General features: G+C 30.6%; 20 protein-coding genes. 16 read left to right on the forward strand and 4 right to left on the reverse strand.

All coding sequences use genetic code 11. The features are described 5' to 3' along the window. Positions 1 to 9: 9 nt before the first annotated feature. Together KQS_RS11675 and KQS_RS11680 are read left to right on the forward strand one after the other, a co-directional pair. Positions 10 to 861 (forward strand): hypothetical protein, encoded by an 852-nt coding sequence (locus KQS_RS11675; RefSeq protein ID WP_014389380.1) that lies wholly within the window; start codon positions 10 to 12, stop codon positions 859 to 861. 57 nt (positions 862 to 918) lie between these two features. Next, positions 919 to 1,899, forward strand: coding sequence for a polyprenyl synthetase family protein (locus tag KQS_RS11680; RefSeq protein WP_014389381.1), 981 nt, complete (start codon positions 919 to 921; stop codon positions 1,897 to 1,899). Positions 1,900 to 1,942: 43 nt separating this feature from the next. Here KQS_RS11680 and KQS_RS11685 read toward each other — a convergent pair whose 3' ends face one another. Then, a complete protein-coding gene (locus tag KQS_RS11685) occupies positions 1,943 to 2,170 on the reverse strand; it encodes a hypothetical protein (RefSeq protein ID WP_014389382.1) in 228 nt (75 codons plus the stop codon). 118 nt (positions 2,171 to 2,288) lie between these two features. Here KQS_RS11685 and KQS_RS11690 point away from each other — a divergent pair, with 118 nt between their 5' ends. The 5 genes from KQS_RS11690 (at position 2,289) to dnaG (ending at position 7,305) form a co-directional block, all read left to right on the forward strand. Continuing rightward, a complete protein-coding gene (locus KQS_RS11690; protein ID WP_014389383.1) occupies positions 2,289 to 2,858 on the forward strand; it encodes an RNA polymerase sigma factor in 570 nt (189 codons plus the stop codon). Beyond that, the gene (locus KQS_RS11695; RefSeq protein ID WP_014389384.1) at positions 2,845 to 3,549 is read left to right on the forward strand and encodes a hypothetical protein; all 705 of its coding nucleotides are present in this window, start codon (positions 2,845 to 2,847) and stop codon (positions 3,547 to 3,549) included. Before KQS_RS11690 ends, KQS_RS11695 begins: the two co-directional genes overlap by 14 nt. A gap of 35 nt (positions 3,550 to 3,584) precedes the next feature. Then, positions 3,585 to 4,637, forward strand: coding sequence for a hypothetical protein (locus tag KQS_RS11700; protein ID WP_014389385.1), 1,053 nt, complete (start codon positions 3,585 to 3,587; stop codon positions 4,635 to 4,637). Positions 4,638 to 4,739: 102 nt separating this feature from the next. Beyond that, positions 4,740 to 5,234: a hypothetical protein gene (locus KQS_RS11705; RefSeq protein WP_014389386.1), complete on the forward strand. Its 495-nt coding sequence runs from the start codon at positions 4,740 to 4,742 to the stop codon at positions 5,232 to 5,234. A gap of 94 nt (positions 5,235 to 5,328) precedes the next feature. After that, positions 5,329 to 7,305, forward strand: coding sequence for a DNA primase (gene dnaG / locus KQS_RS11710; RefSeq protein ID WP_014389387.1), 1,977 nt, complete (start codon positions 5,329 to 5,331; stop codon positions 7,303 to 7,305). Here the strand turns inward: dnaG and KQS_RS11715 are convergent, their stop codons facing one another. Together KQS_RS11715 and nadE are read right to left on the reverse strand one after the other, a co-directional pair. After that, positions 7,306 to 7,938: a LuxR C-terminal-related transcriptional regulator gene (locus tag KQS_RS11715; RefSeq protein WP_014389388.1), complete on the reverse strand. Its 633-nt coding sequence runs from the start codon at positions 7,936 to 7,938 to the stop codon at positions 7,306 to 7,308. A gap of 81 nt (positions 7,939 to 8,019) precedes the next feature. After that, positions 8,020 to 8,832, reverse strand: a complete 813-nt coding sequence (gene nadE / locus KQS_RS11720; RefSeq protein ID WP_014389389.1) for an NAD(+) synthase — start codon at positions 8,830 to 8,832, stop codon at positions 8,020 to 8,022. Between the two features lie 75 nt (positions 8,833 to 8,907). On the opposite strand from nadE, the gene gldB reads away from it, so the two are divergent. Further along, positions 8,908 to 9,870: a gliding motility lipoprotein GldB gene (gldB, locus tag KQS_RS11725; protein WP_014389390.1), complete on the forward strand. Its 963-nt coding sequence runs from the start codon at positions 8,908 to 8,910 to the stop codon at positions 9,868 to 9,870. A 3-nt stretch (positions 9,871 to 9,873) separates the two neighbouring features. Next, positions 9,874 to 10,203: a gliding motility protein GldC gene (gene gldC / locus KQS_RS11730; protein WP_014389391.1), complete on the forward strand. Its 330-nt coding sequence runs from the start codon at positions 9,874 to 9,876 to the stop codon at positions 10,201 to 10,203. A gap of 33 nt (positions 10,204 to 10,236) precedes the next feature. On the opposite strand, the gene KQS_RS11735 is transcribed toward gldC, so the two are convergent. Next, positions 10,237 to 11,511 (reverse strand): acetyl-CoA hydrolase/transferase family protein, encoded by a 1,275-nt coding sequence (locus KQS_RS11735; RefSeq protein WP_014389392.1) that lies wholly within the window; start codon positions 11,509 to 11,511, stop codon positions 10,237 to 10,239. Positions 11,512 to 11,662: 151 nt separating this feature from the next. On the opposite strand from KQS_RS11735, the gene KQS_RS11740 reads away from it, so the two are divergent. The 7 genes from KQS_RS11740 (at position 11,663) to KQS_RS11770 (ending at position 19,864) form a co-directional block, all read left to right on the forward strand. Beyond that, a complete protein-coding gene (locus KQS_RS11740) occupies positions 11,663 to 12,337 on the forward strand; it encodes a TetR/AcrR family transcriptional regulator (RefSeq protein WP_014389393.1) in 675 nt (224 codons plus the stop codon). A gap of 3 nt (positions 12,338 to 12,340) precedes the next feature. Continuing rightward, complete coding sequence (locus KQS_RS11745; RefSeq protein WP_014389394.1) at positions 12,341 to 13,999, forward strand: peptidase domain-containing ABC transporter; 1,659 nt, start codon at positions 12,341 to 12,343, stop codon at positions 13,997 to 13,999. A gap of 2 nt (positions 14,000 to 14,001) precedes the next feature. Further along, positions 14,002 to 15,354 carry an HlyD family secretion protein gene (locus tag KQS_RS11750; protein WP_014389395.1) on the forward strand — a complete coding sequence of 451 codons (1,353 nt, stop codon included), beginning with the start codon at positions 14,002 to 14,004 and terminating at the stop codon, positions 15,352 to 15,354. Next, positions 15,335 to 16,738 carry a TolC family protein gene (locus tag KQS_RS11755; protein ID WP_014389396.1) on the forward strand — a complete coding sequence of 468 codons (1,404 nt, stop codon included), beginning with the start codon at positions 15,335 to 15,337 and terminating at the stop codon, positions 16,736 to 16,738. The genes KQS_RS11750 and KQS_RS11755 overlap by 20 nt, the downstream gene beginning before the upstream one ends. Positions 16,739 to 16,989: 251 nt before the next feature. Then, a complete protein-coding gene (map, locus tag KQS_RS11760; protein WP_014389397.1) occupies positions 16,990 to 17,808 on the forward strand; it encodes a type I methionyl aminopeptidase in 819 nt (272 codons plus the stop codon). 3 nt (positions 17,809 to 17,811) lie between these two features. Next, a complete protein-coding gene (locus KQS_RS11765) occupies positions 17,812 to 18,582 on the forward strand; it encodes a class I SAM-dependent methyltransferase (RefSeq protein WP_014389398.1) in 771 nt (256 codons plus the stop codon). Positions 18,583 to 18,625: 43 nt separating this feature from the next. Further along, positions 18,626 to 19,864 (forward strand): type IX secretion system plug protein, encoded by a 1,239-nt coding sequence (locus tag KQS_RS11770; protein WP_014389399.1) that lies wholly within the window; start codon positions 18,626 to 18,628, stop codon positions 19,862 to 19,864. The last annotated feature ends 27 nt before the right edge of the window (positions 19,865 to 19,891 follow it).

Raw genomic sequence — 19,891 nt, forward strand, 5'->3', positions numbered from 1 at the left:
TTTTTAACCATGAAACAAATCAACCTTTTAAAATTAATTTTTGTCTTATTAATTGTTAACTGCACTTTTGCACAATTTACTGCAAAAGGGTATAAGTCAGATGAATTTAATCAGTTTATAGCTTCTAAAACCTATTTTGTTTTATCTGGGGACAAAACTTATGATGAAGAAATCATGAATGCAGCAAATAGAATTTGGAAAATAACATCTTTTTCTAGTTTAAAAAAAGAAGAATTAGATTCTAAAATTACAGATAAAAGCGCTTCTTTTGTTCTATTAACTACAATTCCAGGTAAAAATATGGGGCAAAATTATCATTATTTATCTTTAATTAATGGTGGTAAAAAATCAATATCTAAATATGGATATGGCGATTTAATTGCTTATTGTCCACTAAATTTTTACATCAATGAATATAATTTATATGATTGTAGTTATAGAATAAGTAATATGCTAGAATCAATGGTGATTTCTATTGAAACGGTACAAAAAAACGATTTAAATGGTAATACTTATACATTAGTAAAAAAACTTCAAGAAATTTACAATAAAAACACTAACGACATCAAGAACAGAACATTATTAATCTGTGAAGAATCAATTGGAAACAAATTAAAAAAAGAAGAAATTGCAGGGATTTATCCTTACAAGTTCGAAATGTGTAATTTAGAAAAACTTAAAAAAGTAATAAAAGATAAGGATCCAAATTATTATTACCTTCAACCTGGAATCACAATGAATAAATCAATATTTGTTTTTGACCCCACAAATGGAAATGTTGTCTATTTTGAATTTGCGATTATGGGATTAGCCTTTAACAAAGGTGATTTAAAAGATTTGGTTAAAGCAATATCAAATTAATCAAAAACTCCTTCGGGAGTTTTTTTTATACCTAGATTTTAGTACTTTTGTTTAGCAATGAAAATCACCGAAAAAATAAAAGAACCCATCGCCTTTGAAATGGAACTTTTCGAAAAAAAGTTTCAGTTGGCCATGTCCTCCAAAGTGGCTCTTTTAAATAGAATAACCCATTACATCGTCAACCGAAAAGGAAAACAAATGCGACCTATGTTTGTTTTTTTAACTGCTAAAATGGTTTCAGGCGGCACGGTTAACGACAGAACCTACAGAGGGGCTTCGGTAATTGAATTAATTCACACCGCAACTTTAGTGCATGATGATGTGGTGGATGACAGCAATAAAAGACGTGGTTTTTTCTCTATCAATGCCTTGTGGAAAAATAAAATTGCGGTATTAGTTGGCGATTTTTTACTTTCTAAAGGCTTACTTCTTTCTATTGACAATAATGATTTCGATTTATTAAAAATCATTTCTGTGGCAGTTCGAGAAATGAGTGAAGGCGAATTGTTACAAATTGAAAAAGCCCGACGACTCGATATTACTGAAGACGTTTATTATGAAATTATCCGTCAAAAAACAGCTACTTTAATTGCTGCTTGTTGTTCATTAGGCGCTTGTGCTGTGGCTCCAGACGACAAAGAAGTAATTGAAAAGATGCGCAAATTTGGTGAATTAATTGGAATGGCATTTCAAATTAAAGACGATTTGTTCGATTATACAGATGATGCGATAGGAAAACCTACCGGTATTGACATCAAGGAACAAAAAATGACGCTTCCATTGATTCATACATTAAATACTTGTACTCCAAAAGAAAAAAGTTGGTTGATTAATTCCGTAAAAAACCATAATAAAGATAAAAAACGTGTTAAAGAAGTTATTGCTTTCGTAAAAAATAACGGCGGATTAGAATATGCCGAACAAAAAATGATTGACTACCAACAAGAAGCTTTACACCTTATTCAAAACTTCCCCCCATCTATCTACAAAGATTCCTTAACACTAATGGTAAATTACGTTATTGATAGAAAGATTTAATTTTAATGTGCCAATTTTCAATTAGTCAATTCAATTTTATCAGTTAGAATACAACCATTTTTAAACAGAAATCGTCTATAGAAATAGAATCTATAATTGACACATTTATAAATTGAAAATTGACTAATTGCCATACAACCTTTTTAAAAACATAATCGTCTATAACAATAGAATCTATAATTGACATATTGATAAATTGAAAATTGACTAATTGCCATACAACCATTTCAAAAACAAAATCGTCTATAATAATAGAATCTATAATTGACATATTGATAAATTGAAAATTGACTAATTGCCATACAACCATTTCTAAAACAAAATCGTCTATAGAAATAGAAGTCTAGAAAAATTGAATTTTGACATTTTAATTGTCATTGAATTGGAACATGAAAGTAATAACACTATATCAAGAAGAAAAGCATTTGATTGAACAAGCGATAGAAAACAATCGCCAAGCACAACATCAATTGTATACCAAATTTTCTCCTCGAATGTTAAGTGTTTGTCGTCAATACATTAAAGACATTCACCATGCAGAAGATATAATGATTACTGGATTTATGAAAGTTTTTTCTAACCTAAAGAAATTTGAACATAAAGGCAGTTTTGAAGGTTGGATAAAAAGAATAATGATTCATGAATGCATTGATTACTTAAGAGTAAAGAAAAATAATTTCAATCATCAAGATATAGAAGACATTGTTCTTACAGAAAGTGAAGAAGTTTATGAAAATGAAGATTTTTCAATCGATGACATCCAATTGCTAATTGATAATTTACCCGATGGCTATCGAATGGTTTTTAATTTATATGTAATTGAAGGGTACAAACATCAAGAAATTGCAGAAGTATTAAAAATAAGTGAAGGAACCTCGAAATCGCAATTGGCACATGCGCGAAAAATGCTTCAAACCCAAATTTACCAATTAAAAGAACGTATTCATGGAACGAAATAAATTTGAAAACAACATCCAAGAGCAGTTCAATAAAAGAACAATAGCTCCTTCTGCTCAAGCTTGGGACAGATTAGACGCCATGTTAACGGTTGCAGAAGAAAAAAAACCAAAAAAAGGTTTTTTCTGGCTAAGAACAGCCGCTTCTTTCATCGTTTTTTTAGGAATTGGATTTTTTTTAATTGAAAATAAAGAAGGAATTAAAACAAAACAAGAAATTGTTTTTGAACAAAAATTAGAGCAAGATGATGCTAAATCAGATTCAAACTCTTTTAATCCTAAAGAAGAAAACAGTAAAACTTCTGCCTTAGCAACGAATAATGGTTATTATAGTAATCAAAAAAACGAAGTAAAAATAAATGAAGAGTTAGTATCTGACAAGCCACAACAAATAAAAAATTTGACAAATTATTTAACCGATGACAGCTCATTTAAAAATTCGCAAATCAATAATGAAATTACAACAGTTAACAAACGCAAATACAACTATATTACTCCAGAATCCTTATTAGCAGAGGTAGAAGGCAATAAAAAAACTATCCATGCAAAAAACAGCTATAAGTCTACGCTTTCAGTAGACGCAAACGATTTGCTTTCTTCGGCTGAATCAGAGCTCAACCAGTCGTTTAAAGACAAAGCATTTGCTAAATTTAAAGAAGTACAAGCTGTATACAACAATAGAAATTTAGAATAAAAATTCAAAAAATACTTTAACTAAAATTTATTATCATGCAAAGAATTATCCTTTACATCAGTATGGCTATGCTTGCTACTTGCGCAAAAGTAACAGCCCAAGAAACTAAAACCTTTGAACAACAAGCAAAAGAAATTGCAACCAACATTAAAACAATTACAAAAGAAGAAAAAGACGCTTTGAAGAAAGAAGTTGAAGCCATAGACAAAGCTGTTGAAAATGGTTCAATGACAAAAGAAGAAGCTGAAAAAACAAAAGCAAAAATCGCTGAAGAAAGAGCTAACAACATTGAAACAAAAGTAGCGGCTGAAGAAGAAAAATTAAGAGAATTAGTTAATGGAAATTTAGATTTTAAATCAACCGACTCAACAGCTAATTATTCGGTTGCAATAAATGCTCCTCTTTCTATAAAAAACAACAAGAAAAATAAAAACTTAGGTGAAAAAAGAACCACAAGTCAGTTTGTATTTGCAACAGGTTTTAATAATGTTGTAACAGATGGAGCTATAGCTAATTCAGATTTTGGCTACTTACGTTCTACTTTTTATGAGTGGGGAGTAACTTGGAATACACGTTTAACAAACAATACCAATTTATTACATTTAAAATATGGTTTAGGTTTCCAATACAACATGCTACATGCTACTGAGAATAGAGTTTTTGAAGATACTGGCGACCAAACAGTACTAACAACTTTCCCAATCGACTTAAAAGACAAACGTACCTATTTTAAAAACGTATATTTTGTTGTACCAGTACATTTAGAATTTGATTTTTCTAAAACAGACACCAAAGAAGATGGAACAAAAATGTTTAGATCGCATAGAGGTGCAAGAATAGGATTAGGAGGATTTGTAGGTGTAAACACTAATTCTAAACAATTTATTGCCTATGAAATTGACGGCAAAAAAATAAAAGAAAGAACAAAAGCAGATTTTAATGTAAATGATTTTACTTATGGATTAAGTGCTTACGTTGGTTACAAACAAACATCATTATATTTAAAATACGATTTAAACCCGATGTTTAAAAATAATGCCATTGATCAAAACAACATTTCTTTAGGTATCCGATTTGATTGGAATTAATTTGAGTTATATTTTCATACTTTTAAAACCTGCAAGGAAATTTCTTTGCAGGTTTTTTTAATTATAATTTTAAATTGTAACTTTAAAAATTAAAATTATTAAATGCAAATTCAAATAGTACGTTCTGAAAGATTTTTCAGTTCTAAAAATCAAATTTTTGTAGACGGAAAAGAACTTTACTATACAAGTTCCGAATCGTTAGCAAATAGTCATTTCAAACTTCACGAAATTAAAACTGGAATAACTAAATCAATACTAAAACATGAAATTAGCCTCTTATCTGATAATTTTAAAATAAGATTATTTAATCCAGATAATGTATTGTTGCATTTTAGAAGAATTAAATGGTATAAACACAATTATTTTTGTGATTACGATGGCGACATATATGAAATTTTCTTTTTAAGTGGACAAAAATCTTATTTATACAAAAATGGAATTGAGATAATGAACTATAAAAAAGAGTCGAACCAAAATATTTTTTCATTTAAACGTGAATATAATTTCAATTTTACAAATACTGAAGAAACACATTTAGAATTATTAATAACATTATGTCTTTTTATTTGTGTAAAAGAAGCAGATTCTGATGATTAAATAAATATATATAAAACAATTTCTTAATTGTTAATTCTTGAATTCCGAACTTCTCAAAATCTTTGTACCTTAGCAATCCTAAAAAATTTAAAATTTGATTTCAAAAGAAACCATAGAAAAAGTATTTGATATTGCTCGTGTAGAGGAAGTTATTGGTGATTTTGTTCAGCTTAAGCGTGCGGGTTCTAACCTTAAAGGTTTGTCGCCGTTTGTAAACGAAAAGTCTCCTTCTTTTATGGTATCGCCGGTGAAACAAATTTGGAAAGATTTCTCCTCTGGAAAAGGAGGTAATGCCGTAACGTTCTTAATGGAACACGAACATTTTACCTATCCAGAAGCAATCAAATATTTGGCTAACAAATACAATATTGAAGTAGAAGAAACTGTAGAAACCAACGAAGAAAAAGAGAAAGCCAATGAAAAAGAAAGCATGTATTTGGTTTCTGAATTTGCTCGTGACTACTTCAAAAACACTCTTTTAAAGACCGACGAAGGAAAAGCTATTGGTTTGTCTTACTTTAAAGAAAGAGGATTTACACTAGAAACTATAGAGAAATTTCAACTTGGTTTTTCCCCTGATTCTTGGGATGTTTTCAGTAAAGAAGCCTTAGGAAAAGGGTACCAACTGGAATTTTTAGAAAAAACCGGATTAACTATAAAACGGGAAGACGGATCACTGTTTGACCGCTTTAAAGGCAGAGTAATGTTCCCCATTCACAGCATGAGTGGACGTGTTTTGGGTTTTGGTGGTCGAATTTTAACCAATGATAAAAAAGCAGCCAAATACCTCAACTCGCCCGAAAGCGACATTTACCACAAAAGTAAAGTACTATACGGAATTTATCATGCTAAACAAGCTATTGCAAAACTCGACAATTGTTATTTAGTAGAAGGTTATACCGATGTAATTCAATTCAACCAAAGTGGTATTGAAAATGTTGTAGCTTCTTCAGGAACGGCTTTAACCCCCGATCAAATCCGATTGGTAAGTCGTTTAACCAACAACATGACGGTGCTTTTTGATGGTGATGCAGCAGGTATGCGAGCTGCCGTTCGCGGAATTGACTTGATTTTGGAAGCAGGAATGAATGTGAAAGTAGTAACATTTCCTGATGGCGATGACCCAGATAGTTTTGCTAAAAAAACTTCCAACGACGAATTAAAAATTTACCTTCAAGAACAAGCGATTGACTTTATTCAATTCAAAGCAAATTTGATAATGAATGAAGCCAAAAACGACCCAATCAAGAAAGCGGAAGCTATTCGTGATATGGTAAACAGTATTGCTAAAATATCCGATCGAATAAAGCGTGAAATCTACATTCAGGAATGTTCTAGAATAATGGATATTTCTGAAGAAGTGTTATTCAATACATTGGCTCAAATTTCTAAGAAAGAAGTAGCCGATGCGAATAAAAAATTTACTGAAGAAAAGAAAGTATTTGAAGTTGTTAAAAACAATGAACAATTACAACCGTCGAAAATTGATATTCAATACGAATTAGAACAAAAAATTATTGAAATATTATTATTATATGGTAATAAAGTAGAAGATTTTGAAGATATTTTTATGGTTGAAAACGAAGAAGGTGAATTAGTTGAAGTACGCGAAACCAATGCTTTTAAAGTTTCAGAACGCATTTATTTAGCGTTACAAGAAGATGAGGTAGAGTTAACCAACCCTGTATTCAAAACCATTTATAATGATTTAATTTCTTATCACAACCAAAATGAGGAATTTGTAATTGAAAAATACCTTTCACAAGTTTCACCCGAAGTGGCAGACAAAATTACGTCCATTTTAATGTTAGAAGAACGCGATTCCTTACATCAATGGGAAAAGAAACACATTGTTGTGAAACAAAAAGAGGAAACTATCGGACAGTACGTAAGCGAAACGATACTTACTTTGCGCTGGTACCTTGTCCATAAAATAATTGATGACACTAAAAACTCAGTGTCATCAAATATTGAAGATGATAATACAGAAATACTTCTAAGTATAAAAGATTATCTAGGTCTTACTAAAATTATAGCTAAAAATTTAGGTAGAGTTTTAGCTCGCTTTTAATTAAGAAATAATTTCTAACTCTCTAGATTTATTTAATAAATCTACTAAGTTAGTCACATTTAATTTTTGTAGTAATCTTAACTTGTAAGTACTAATCGTTTTTTCATCTAGTGATAAAATTTTAGCCACCTCTTTGTTTTTCTTACCTTCATTGAAATATCTTAAAACTTCAATTTCACGAGAAGATAATTTTTTGTACAAACGATCTTCTTTTTTCACTTTTTTAAGCATTTCAATAGCTTCTCTAACTGACTCACTGAAAATTACTTCACCATTGTTAACACTAACAATTGCTTTTTCTAATTCAGCCAATTCGATGTTTTTTGACAAATACGCTTTTACACCTGATTTAATTGCAGGAGGAGCATACAAAGTGTCCGATACATTTGTGAAAATTATAAAGTTAGTTTCAGGATTATTTTTCACTAATGCTTTTACATTAATTATACTGTTTAATCCATTCAACTCAACATCTAAAATTACAGTATTAAATTTACCTTTCGATAAAGCTTTTTGTAATTCATCATAATTTTTAACAAAAGTCTCAACTTTGCAAGTTTTACTTTCACTAAAGAAAGTTTTCATACCTTGATGAACAATCGGAGAATTATCCGCGAAACAAATCGTTATCATAGTAGTTCTTTTTTAAATTATTTGGAGATTCATATATACTTATTGCAAATTTAATAAAAATAAACTTAAATTTTTATAATTTTATAATAGTTTAAGTTTATCAGGCAATAGACAAACCGGTATAGCCTGCATTTTATGCTGATTACTGGAATTCAGACGTTTATAAATTTTTAATACTTCTGCCTTTCTTCCTTCAAAATCTTCTGGTTTTTTGCCTTTTTCTACTTCTAGCATAGCCCATTCTAGTTCATCATAACTTGCTCCTAATTGATCTTCATCGCTTCTGTCGTCACCAAAAAGCCCGTCTGTTGGTTTTGCCTTTAAAATACTATCTGGTACTTGTAAATAAGCGGCCAATTGCCTTACTTCACTTTTCATTAAATCTGCAATCGGACTTATATCTACTCCCCCATCACCGTACTTCGTATAAAATCCAACACCAAAATCTTCTATTTTATTGCCAGTACCTACTACTAAAAAACCATGCAAACCCCCTAAATAATATAAGGTAGTCATGCGCAACCTCGCTCTAGTATTGGCTAATGTTAAATTCAAAACCGCTTCATTATCTGATGTTGAAACTTGGTTTTTAAACATTTCAAACACAGGTGTTAAATCTACTCGTTCATTAAAAACATTTGAAAATCTTGCTTTCAATTGATCAATATGTTCATTAGCTCTATTTACGTGACTTTCTGCTTGATGGATTGGCATTTCAACACATAAAGTTGGAAATCCAGTTTGTGCACACAACGTAGAGGTTAAAGCGCTATCTATTCCACCTGAAATTCCCACTACAAATCCTTTAACTTTTGCGTTTTCAGCGTAGGACTTTAACCAATTAACAATAAAATCATTTATGGCTTCTAGATTTAATGAACTTTTATTTGACATTTTTTTAAACTTTTGTTAGATATATAAATTATATATTTGCAACTAATTTTTGATAAAATTACTAAAAATCAAATAATGAGAAAAATTTTCGCCCTTTTTATACTTTCATTGACATTTGTTAAATGTAAAAATGACGACGCTAAAGAGCAAGCATTGGATATAAAAAAGTCTGTTGACTTAGATTTGGAACGTTTTGATATTAAATATGCTCAAGCAACTGCAGAAACGCTTCCTCAATTAAAAAAAGAATATCCGTTTTTATTTCCTTCCCAATTTCCTGACACGCTTTGGACCAACAAAATAAAAGACAAATATTTTATCGAGTTAAATCAAGAAGTTAAAAAACAATTTCCCAATACAACTCAACTAGAAGACGATGTTGAAATGCTGGTAAGTAGAATAAAACATTACTTCCCTGAAGAAAAATCTCCTAGAGTAATAACTTTAATCAATGAAGTTTTGTTAGATAAAAAAGCATTGTACACGAATGATTTTATTTTTATCTCATTAGATTGCTATTTAGGAAGTAAACATCCATTTTATGATGTGTTTGCAGAATATCAAAAACAAAACTTAACTAAAGATCAAATTTTACCTGATCTAGTAACTAATTTTGGCTTTAGAAAAGTAGTCCCTTCTCAAGATAAAACTTTACTGGGAGAAATGATATACTTTGGAAAAATTCAATATTTAAAAGATTTATTGCTACCAACCACAGCGGATAATGTTAAAATTGGCTATACAACTACCCAATATAAATGGTGTCAAGAAAATGAAGCACAAATATGGTCTTATTTAATTGAAAACAAACTACTCTACGACAATAATATAAAAAATTATCAACGTTTTATAGAAGAAGCACCATTTACTAAATTTTATGAAGCAATTGACAAAGAATCACCAGGACGTGTAGGACAATGGGTAGGTTGGCAAATTGTTAAAAGTTACATGGAAAACAATGATACTCCTGTAGATAAATTATTAAAAATGGAGCCCTTAGAAATTTTCAACAACTCTAAATACAAACCAAAAAAATAAATTATGTCAAGAAACTCAGAAATTAAAATCAATATAGAATTAGACGAAAATCACGTGCCAGAAAAACTACTTTGGACTGCTAAAGACGGAGGAGTTGAAAACGAAGAAGCTAAGACCGTTTTATTGTCAATATGGGACGCTAATGCTAAAGAAACCCTACGAATTGATTTATGGACAAAAGACATGCCAGTTGATGAAATGAAAATTTTCTTTCATCAAACATTAGTCGCTATGACCGATACATTTGAACGCGCTACTGGCGATGAAAAAATGGCTGCTACAATGAATGACTTTTGTGATTATTTTGCTGAAAAGTTAGACTTAAAAAAATAAAAAAACTCCCGAAATATTTCGGGAGTTTTTATTTTAAATTGAATTTCTAAATTCAAAATAGGCTCTTTCAACTTCTTCTTGATGCATAGGATGAGCAATTTTAACCATTTCTGCAGCTCTTTGTTTTAAGGTTTTCCCATACAAATCGGCAATTCCATTTTCTGTAATCACATAATGTACATGAGCTCTTGTAGTTACTACCCCTGCTCCTTGTTTTAAATAAGGAACTATTCTGCTCTCCCCTTTTTTGGTAATTGAAGGCAAGGCAATAATAGCCTTTCCTCCCTGACTCAAAGAAGCACCTCTAATAAAATCCATTTGTCCTCCTACTCCTGAATACATTTTTGCTCCAATAGAATCTGCACACACTTGCCCTGTTAAATCCACTTCAATAGCAGAATTTATAGCCACCATTTTATGATTCTTTCTTATTTTAGCAGTATCATTTACAAATGAAGACTCTTTCATTTCAATGAATGGATTATCATTTACAAAATCATACAATCGTTTTGAGCCCATTAAGAAAGTAGCTAAAACACGACCTCTTGAAACCGCTTTATAATTACAATTAATAACATCGCTTTCAATTAAATCAATTACACCATCTGAAAACATTTCGGTATGTAATCCTAAATCTTTATGATTAGTTAATTTACTCAATGCAGCATTGGGAATAGACCCAATACCCATTTGTAAGGTACTTTTATCTTCTATTAAGGAAGCTATATATTCTCCAATTTTCTCTTCTTCTTTAGTGAAAGCAACAACATCATGCGCATAAATAGGCACATCAACTTCTACCAAATAATCAATTTCAGAAACATGCAAAATACCATCACCAAAGGTTCTTGGCATGTTTTTATTAACTTGTGCTATAACAATTGTAGCATTTTCTATCGCAGCAACTGTAGCTTCTACTGAAGTACCTAACGAACAATAACCGTGACTATCAGGTGGCGATACATGAATAAAAACAACATCTAAAGGAAGGACATTTTTTCTAAACAACAACGGTAATTCACTTAAAAATACAGGAGTATAAGAACCATTTCCTGCTTTTAAAGTATGTCTAACATTTGCTCCAATAAAAAAAGAATTTACATGAAAACTTTCCGAAAGTTCAGGATTTGCATAAAGTGCATCTCCCTCCGTATGCAAGTGACAAATTTCTACACTTTTTAACTCTGCAGCTCTTTCTGTTAATGCTCTTGTTAAAACCGACGGCGTTGCAGCTGCCGCTTGTACATATACTCTATCACCAGATTTAACAACTTTTACAGCTTCCGCTGCTGTAACATATTTACTCATACCTATTATTTTTTATGCAAATTTAATTACCGAATTTACTCAAAAAAATGACAATCCTCATACTGTTTAAACTTTTTACAAATTATAAATAAAAGTTAAAATTTCATATTCAATAGTATTACTATTATCTTTGTATAAATAACTATTAATAATGCACTATTATATTTCAAATATTAAATTCCAAATCAGCGATAAAATCTTTGTTAAAGATCCTGAAACGTCTTCACTAGGACGAAACATTCTTAAGGAAAGTATTCTTTTAATTGATGAAATAGGATTTGAAGAGTTTACCTTTAAAAAACTAGGTCAAAGAATTGGCTCAAACGAAAGTTCTATTTATAGGTATTTTGAAAATAAACACAAACTGCTGGTTTATTTGTCTTCTTGGTATTGGAGCTGGATTGAATACAAATTAGTCTTTGCTACAACTAATATAGATGATAATTTTTTAAAATTAAAAAAAGCAATTACAGTTGTTTCTGAAAAAGTAGATGACGATGAGTCGACCGATTATATTAATGAATCTATTTTAAGTAAAATCATAATTGAAGAATTCACAAAAACACTTCACACCAAGGAAGTTGATCATGAGAATAAAGAAGGTTATTTTTTAATTTACAAAAGGGTAATCAATCGTATAATTGGCATGGTTGAAGAGATAGCCCCTGAGTATCCTTTTGCAAAAAGTTTGGTTTCAAATATTGTGGAGGGTTCACTTCATCAGCATTTTTTAAAAAATCATTTAAAAACTATTACCAATTGTAATGACACGATTAGTCCAACGGATTTTTATATTAATTTGATTGAAAATTTATTAAAAAAATAAACTATGACACCATTAAAAAGATTTATAAATTTACTTAAATTGGATAAAAAAGATATTGTTCAAATCTTTTTTTATGCCATTTTTGCCGGGATTGTGAGTTTATCACTCCCTTTAGGAATACAAGCTATTATTAATTTTATACAAGCCGGAAGAATTAGTGCTTCATGGATTGTTTTGGTTGTTTTAGTAGTTTTTGGAGTTGCTTTTGTTGGCGTTTTATCATTAATGCAATTACGAATAACCGAAAATTTACAACAAAAAATATTTGTCCGTGCTGCCTTTGAATTTGCTTACCGTATTCCAAAATTCAAATTTGAAGAAATCTACAATAAATATTCACCAGAAATTGCCAATAGATTTTTTGACACTCTAAATATTCAAAAAGGAACATCAAAATTATTAATAGATTTTTCTGCTGCCTTATTACAAATTACATTCGGTTTAATATTATTATCATTATACCATCCCTTCTTTATCATTTTTGGTATGCTACTAATGGTATTACTTTATTTTATTTTCAAATTTTCATACATCCCTGGTCTTGAAAGCAGTTTAAAAGAATCTAAATTTAAATATAAAGTTGCTGCTTGGTTACAAGAATTAGCTCGAAATTCAAATACATTTAAAAGAGAAAATCATTTTGAATTTGCCTTGAACAAAAACGACAAATTAGTAAATGATTACATTAATTATAGAGAAAAACACTTTAACATCATCAAAAAACAATTTTTACAATTAATCACGTTTAAAGTTATCATTACAGCCAGCTTGTTATTAATTGGTGGCTTTTTAGTGATGCAAGAACAGATGAATATAGGGCAGTTTGTTGCCGCTGAAATCATCATTCTATTAGTTATCAATTCAGTGGAAAAAATTATTTTAGGTCTTGAAACGTTTTATGATGTTTTAACATCCGTTGAAAAAATTGGTCAAGTTACAGATATTGAACTAGAATTTGAATCTACAAAACCTATCACAGAATGTTATAATTCAATTTCATTAGAAGCAGAAAAAATTAAATTTAGATTCCCCGATTCTAAAGAAAACACCTTAGATGAAATATCGATTAAAATTGAACAAGGAGAAAAAATTGTTATTGAAGGCGATAATGGTTCAGGTAAAACAACATTAATCAAATTATTATCGGGCACCATTCAGCCAACCTATGGAGCACTTTATATTAATGATGATACCTTTAGAAAAATAGATCTAAATCAGTACCGCACTCATATTGCTACTGTTTTACAAGACGATACCCTTTTTGAAGGCACCATTAAGGACAATCTAACTTTTGGAAATTATGTTTCAAATGAAGATATTAAGTGGGCACTTGATGCCGTTCAACTAACCAATTTCATCAAAACATTACCAAATGGTTTAGATACAAAAATTTACCCTGAAGGCAAACAACTATCAGCTTCAAATGCTCAAAAAATACTATTAGCGAGAAGTATAATCTCAAAACCAAAAATTTTGTTTTTAGAAGACCCTACGGATAAAATGGATAATGAAACTTCTCAAAAAATCATTTCTTTTTTAACAGATGTAAAAAACAAGTGGACTTTAGTAGTTACTTCAAGAGAAAAGGTTTGGGAAAAATCATGTAATAGAATCATTTACATGGAAGACGGAAAAATTAATAAAGACGTAAAAAAACAATAAGTATGCTAAATTTATCTAACAACAATAAACCCAATTATAGTAGATTAGATCAATTTTCTACTATAAAATCATTAGCAAATAGACCTCATTACAAAATTTTAAATAAAATTTTAGTTGCGTTTTTAGTTGTGGTTCTATTAATCTTATTTTTGCCTTGGACACAAAATATTGCCGGTCAAGGAAATGTTACTACTTTAATGCCAAATCAACGACCGCAAACCATTCAGTCCTTAATTTCTGGCCGTATTGAAAAATGGTATGTACGTGAAGGAGACTATGTTGAAAAAGGTGATACTATCTTATTCATATCAGAAATTAAAGAAGATTATTTAGACCCCAATTTAGTTGAAAACACTAAAGCACAAATGGAGGCCAAGAAACAATCTGTTGAATCCTATGGCGGAAAAGTAAATTCCCTTTCCAATCAAATTTCAGCCATTGAAACAGAACGTGGATTAAAATTTGAACAAGCTAAAAACAAAGTAAAACAATCCATTTTAAAAATAAAAAGTGATAGTACCGATTTAGAAGCTTCAAAAACACAATTAAAAATTGCTAAAACACAATACAATCGTTCTGTTCAACTAAATAAAGACGGATTAAAACCTTTAACAGACGTAGAGGAAAAACGTTTAAAATTACAAGAAGTTGAAGCAAAAAACATTACACAAGAAAATAAACTACTGGCTAGTAAAAATGAGTTGATTAATGCTCGAGTAGAATTAAACCGAATTAATGCAGAGTATACTGAAAAAGTTTCTAAAGCTCGAAGCGATCAATTTACGGCTTTAAGTAGTCAATACGATACTGAAGCACAAGTAAATAAATTAAAAAATCAATATACTAATTACAAGATTAGAAACGGCATGTATTACATCACTGCCCCACAAAGCGGCTATGTAAACCGAGCGCTTCAATCGGGTATTGGTGAAAACATTAAAGAAGGAACAGCTATTGTAAGCATAATGCCTGCCACCTATCAATTGGCAGTAGAAACCTATGTATCTCCAATGGATTTTCCTTTAATCCAACAAGGGGAACGCGTTCGAGTTTGGTTTGATGGTTGGCCTACTATAGTTTTTTCTGGCTGGCCGGGATTATCTTACGGAACGTATGGTGGTAGAGTAGTTGCTAAAGAAAATTTTATAAGTGATAATGGAAAATACAGGGTTTTAATTGCACCCGATGATGAAGAAGAAAAATGGCCAAAACAATTAAGTATTGGATCTGGCGCTCAAACAGTGGCTTTATTAGACAATGTACCTATTTGGTATGAAATATGGCGAACTTTAAATGGTTTCCCACCAAATTATTACCAATCAAAATCGGAAAAAAATGAAAAAGATAAAAAATAATATTTCTTTTTGGATTATTGGTTTAATTGGCTTAATATCATTCCATTCCCTAGCACAAAATGATGAATTTACCTATGAAGAATATTTAGGTTTTGTCAAAAAATTTCATCCTGTTGCTAAAATGGCTGAGCTAGAAATTAGTCAGGCTCAAGCTAATTTATTGCAAGCAAGAGGTGCCTTTGATCCCAAAATTGAAGCGGATTATTCAACCAAAGAATTCAAAGACAAACAGTACTATTCTGTCTTCAATGGTAGTTTTAAAATTCCAACCTGGTATGGAATAGAAATAAAAGCGGCTTTTGAAAATAATGACGGCTTGTATTTGAATCCTCAAAATACGGTACCGAACAACGGGCTAACTGCTCTTGGAATTACAGTTCCTGTGTTGCAAGGATTGCTCATTAATCAACGCATGGCCGATTTACAAAAGGCAAAATCACAAGTCAAATTAAGTCAGGCTGAAAGAAAACTTCAAGCCGTTCAAGTGCTATATGATGCTTCTGTAGCTTACTTCAACTGGAAAAAAAATTATGAAGAAGTTCGACTTTATGAAAATTATGTAAAAAATGCACAAATTCGATTAAAAGGCATTCAAACCTTAATTGAGCAAGGAGACAAACCTGCTATCGACAGCATTGAAGCAGGGATTACATTAAAAAACAGACAATTAAATTTAGAAGAATCCAAATTTAAACTATTGAAATCTAAATTAGAATTATCAAATTTTCTTTGGACCGATTCCAATGTGCCACTTGAATTAGACGACAAATTAATACCGGAAGAAAATTTACAGCAGTCTATTGACGTAACATTAAAGACAAATGCTATGATAGCAACTAGCTTCTCTTCTGCTGCTCATCCAAAGATAAATGCACTTGAAACTAAATTGGAAATGTTGTCTATCGATCGAAAATTAAAGGCGAACATGTTATTACCAAAAATTGATTTAGGCTATTCTTATATTTCTGAACCTGCAGCTTTTTCTGAATATCGTTTTCAGGATTATAAATTTGGCGTGAATGCTTCCTTCCCTATTTTATTAAGAAAAGAAAGAGGAGCATTAAAGTTGGCCGAACAAAAAATTCAGGCCCAACAATTTAATTTAGAATTAGAGAAAAAACAGCTTCAAAACAAAGTAGTAGCTCAACAAAATGAAATAATGACAATAACTAAACAAAAAGGCATTATTTTAAGTTTGGTTTCAGATAATGAAAAATTACTTCAAGCAGAAGAACGTTTATTTGATGCAGGAGAAAGTTCATTGTTTTTAATTAACACAAGAGAAAACAATTTAGTTAGTGCAAAATTATCTCGAATAAGTATTGACAATCGATTATATCTTTCTCATGCCGAATTATTCAAAACAATAGCTAATCCAGATTAATATAAAATGTCCAATAGTACTATTGGGCATTTTTTTATATATTGACTTTTCTATAAATTTTATATACTAAAAAAGCTATAAACAAGAAACCAATTAGCATTAATACTTGCCGAATAAAAAAACCAAAACTAAAGTCCATAATCTAAACTATTTTATTTTTAAAATTTAAATATTAAACTACAAAATTCAAATTAATTATTATCGTTTAATAAAACTACATTTTTTGTACTTTTGCAGCAGAAATTTCGATTATGATAATAATTAAAACAAGAGAAGAAATTGAACTAATGCGCGAAAGCGCTTTAATCGTTTCTAAAACATTAGGTATGATTGCTAAAGAAATCAAACCTGGTGTAACTACCTTATATTTAGACAAATTAGCTGAAACATTTATAAGAGATCATGGTGCTGAACCAGCTTTTTTAGGCATGTATGGATTTCCGAACTCGCTATGTATGAGTCCAAACACTCAAGTGGTTCATGGTATTCCCAATGATATTCCTTTACAAGAAGGCGATATTATTTCAGTGGATTGTGGTGCATTAAAAAATGGATTCTATGGCGATCATGCCTATACTTTTGAAGTAGGTGAGATTGCTCCTGAAACAAAAAAACTACTTCAAGTAACCAAAGAATCATTATACGTGGGCATTCGTGAAACTCGTGCTGGAAATAGAGTTGAAGATATCGGTCATGCTATTCAACAGTATTGTGAAGGCCATGGCTACGGTGTTGTTCGTGAATTATGTGGACATGGATTAGGACGAAAAATGCATGAAGACCCTGAAGTGCCTAACTATGGAAAAAGAGGTCGTGGTAAAAAATTAGCCAATGGAATGGTTTTAGCTATTGAACCAATGATTAACATGGGAACCCGAAACATCAAACAACATAAAGATGGTTGGACAATTACTACTGCTGATGGTAAACCAAGCGCTCACTTTGAGCATGATGTGGCCATTGTTGATGGTAAACCCGAATTACTTTCAACATTTGCATATATCTACCAAGCTTTAGGTATTACTAGCAACGAAGAAGATGGCTTAAGAAGTGTTCCATTAGTGCTTTAAAAAATGAAAAAACTATTTAAATTTATATTAAACACCATTCCTCGTCCTATCTTAATTCGATTGAGTATTGTGGTTCGCCCGATAATTGCCTTTTTCTTAAAAGGAAATAAATTTACTGATCCTATTGACGGAAAAAGCTTTCGAATGTTTTTACCCTATGGCTATGGTACACAACGTAATAATGTGTTATCACCTAGTACATTATCATTAGAAAGGCATCGTTTATTATGGTTGTACTTAAAAAATGAAACCAATTTTTTCACCTCAACTGAAAAATTAAAAGTGTTGCATTTTGCACCTGAACAAGAGTTTTACAAACGTTTTAAAAAACAAGCTAATTTAGCGTATACTACTACCGATTTATTATCGCCTTTAGCTGATGTAAAAGCAGATATTTGCAATCTACCTTTTGAAGACAATCAATACGATATTATTTTTTGCAACCATGTTTTAGAACATATCCCAGATGACACCAAAGCCATGCAGGAATTGTACCGTGTTTTAAAACCTGGAGGTTGGGGTATTTTTCAAATTCCACAAGATTTAAATAGAGCTACGACTTTTACAGATGATAGCATTACTGATCCAAAAGAACGAGCAAAAATATTTGGTCAATACGATCACGTTCGCGTGTATGGTAGAGATTATTTCGATAAATTAAGAAGTATTGGTTTCCAAGTTGAAGAAGTGGATTATACCCATACTATTGCCCCTGAATTAGTAGAAAAATATTGTTTAGCTAAAGGTGAAATTATTCCTTTGGTACGTAAGTAATTGGTATGAATTTTATATCTTTATAAAAATTCAAGAGACGAATATGAAAAAAATACTAGTTGTTTTATTATTCATTCATCAATTCATAACTGCCCAAGAGCAAGAAGTTGCACCACCTTACAACATTAAAACCGTGACTTTTGTTCAGGGAGGCAATAATACTATTCCTTTTTTTAGATTGGGCGATAGTTTTGAATTACAATTTGATGATTTGTACGGAAATGAAGCCGATTATTATTATACACTCGAACATTTTAACTATGATTGGACGCCAAGTTCTTTGCTAAAAAATGAATTCATTAACGGCTTAGACAACCAACGCATTCAAAATTATCAAAATTCATTAAATTGTTTTCAAGTGTATTCGCATTACACGTTGTCGTTTCCTAATAAATTCAATCAAATTATAAAAAGCGGAAACTATATTTTAAAAATCTATGACGACGAACAAAATCTAGTATTTTCAAGAAAGTTTATTATTTACGAAGACGATTTAACTGTTGGTGTAACGATTCGTAGATCTAGAGACATGGAAACCATTCAACAGAAACAAAATGTAGAATTTTTTATTGATTACAAGGATCGAGTTTTACAAAATCCATTACAAAATATAAAAGTATCTATATTTCAAAATGGCAAATTCAACAATGCCATTCACAATGTAAAACCGCAATATACCATAGGCACTCAATTGATTTACAGATACAATAAAGAAACACAATTTTGGGCGGGTAACGAATTTTGGAACTTTGAAAACAAAAACATAAGAGGAGCTTCAAACACCGTATTTAAAGTTACAACAGGCGATATTTACAACACCTATCTTTACATAAACGAAGCACGAAAAAATAAAATCTATACTTATTTCCCCGATATTAACGGTAATTTCTTAGTCACCAACTTCAATGTTACCAATCCAAATATTGAATCGGATTATGCTTGGGTATATTTTACCTTAGATGCTAAAGAAAACCCTTTAGAAAAAAACATTTACATTAATGGAATGTTTAATAATTATGCAATTTCGGAAGAAAACAAAATGGACTTTAATTCTTCTACAAACCGATTTGAAAAAGCATTACTTATTAAACAAGGTTTTACCAATTATCAATATGTTTTAACCGATAAAAATGGTAAAATTGATGAAAAAAATGCCGTTGATGGTAACTTTTTTCAAACGGAAAATAATTACACCATCTTAGTGTATTACAAAGGACCAGCAGATCGTTATGACCGAGTGGTTGGCATTGGAAATGCAACTAGTATTGATATTAAAAATTAACAATTTCTTTAAAGATTTTTTTATTAA

Origin of the sequence: Flavobacterium indicum GPTSA100-9 = DSM 17447 (genome assembly GCF_000455605.1) — a bacterium.
Taxonomy (GTDB): domain Bacteria; phylum Bacteroidota; class Bacteroidia; order Flavobacteriales; family Flavobacteriaceae; genus Flavobacterium; species Flavobacterium indicum.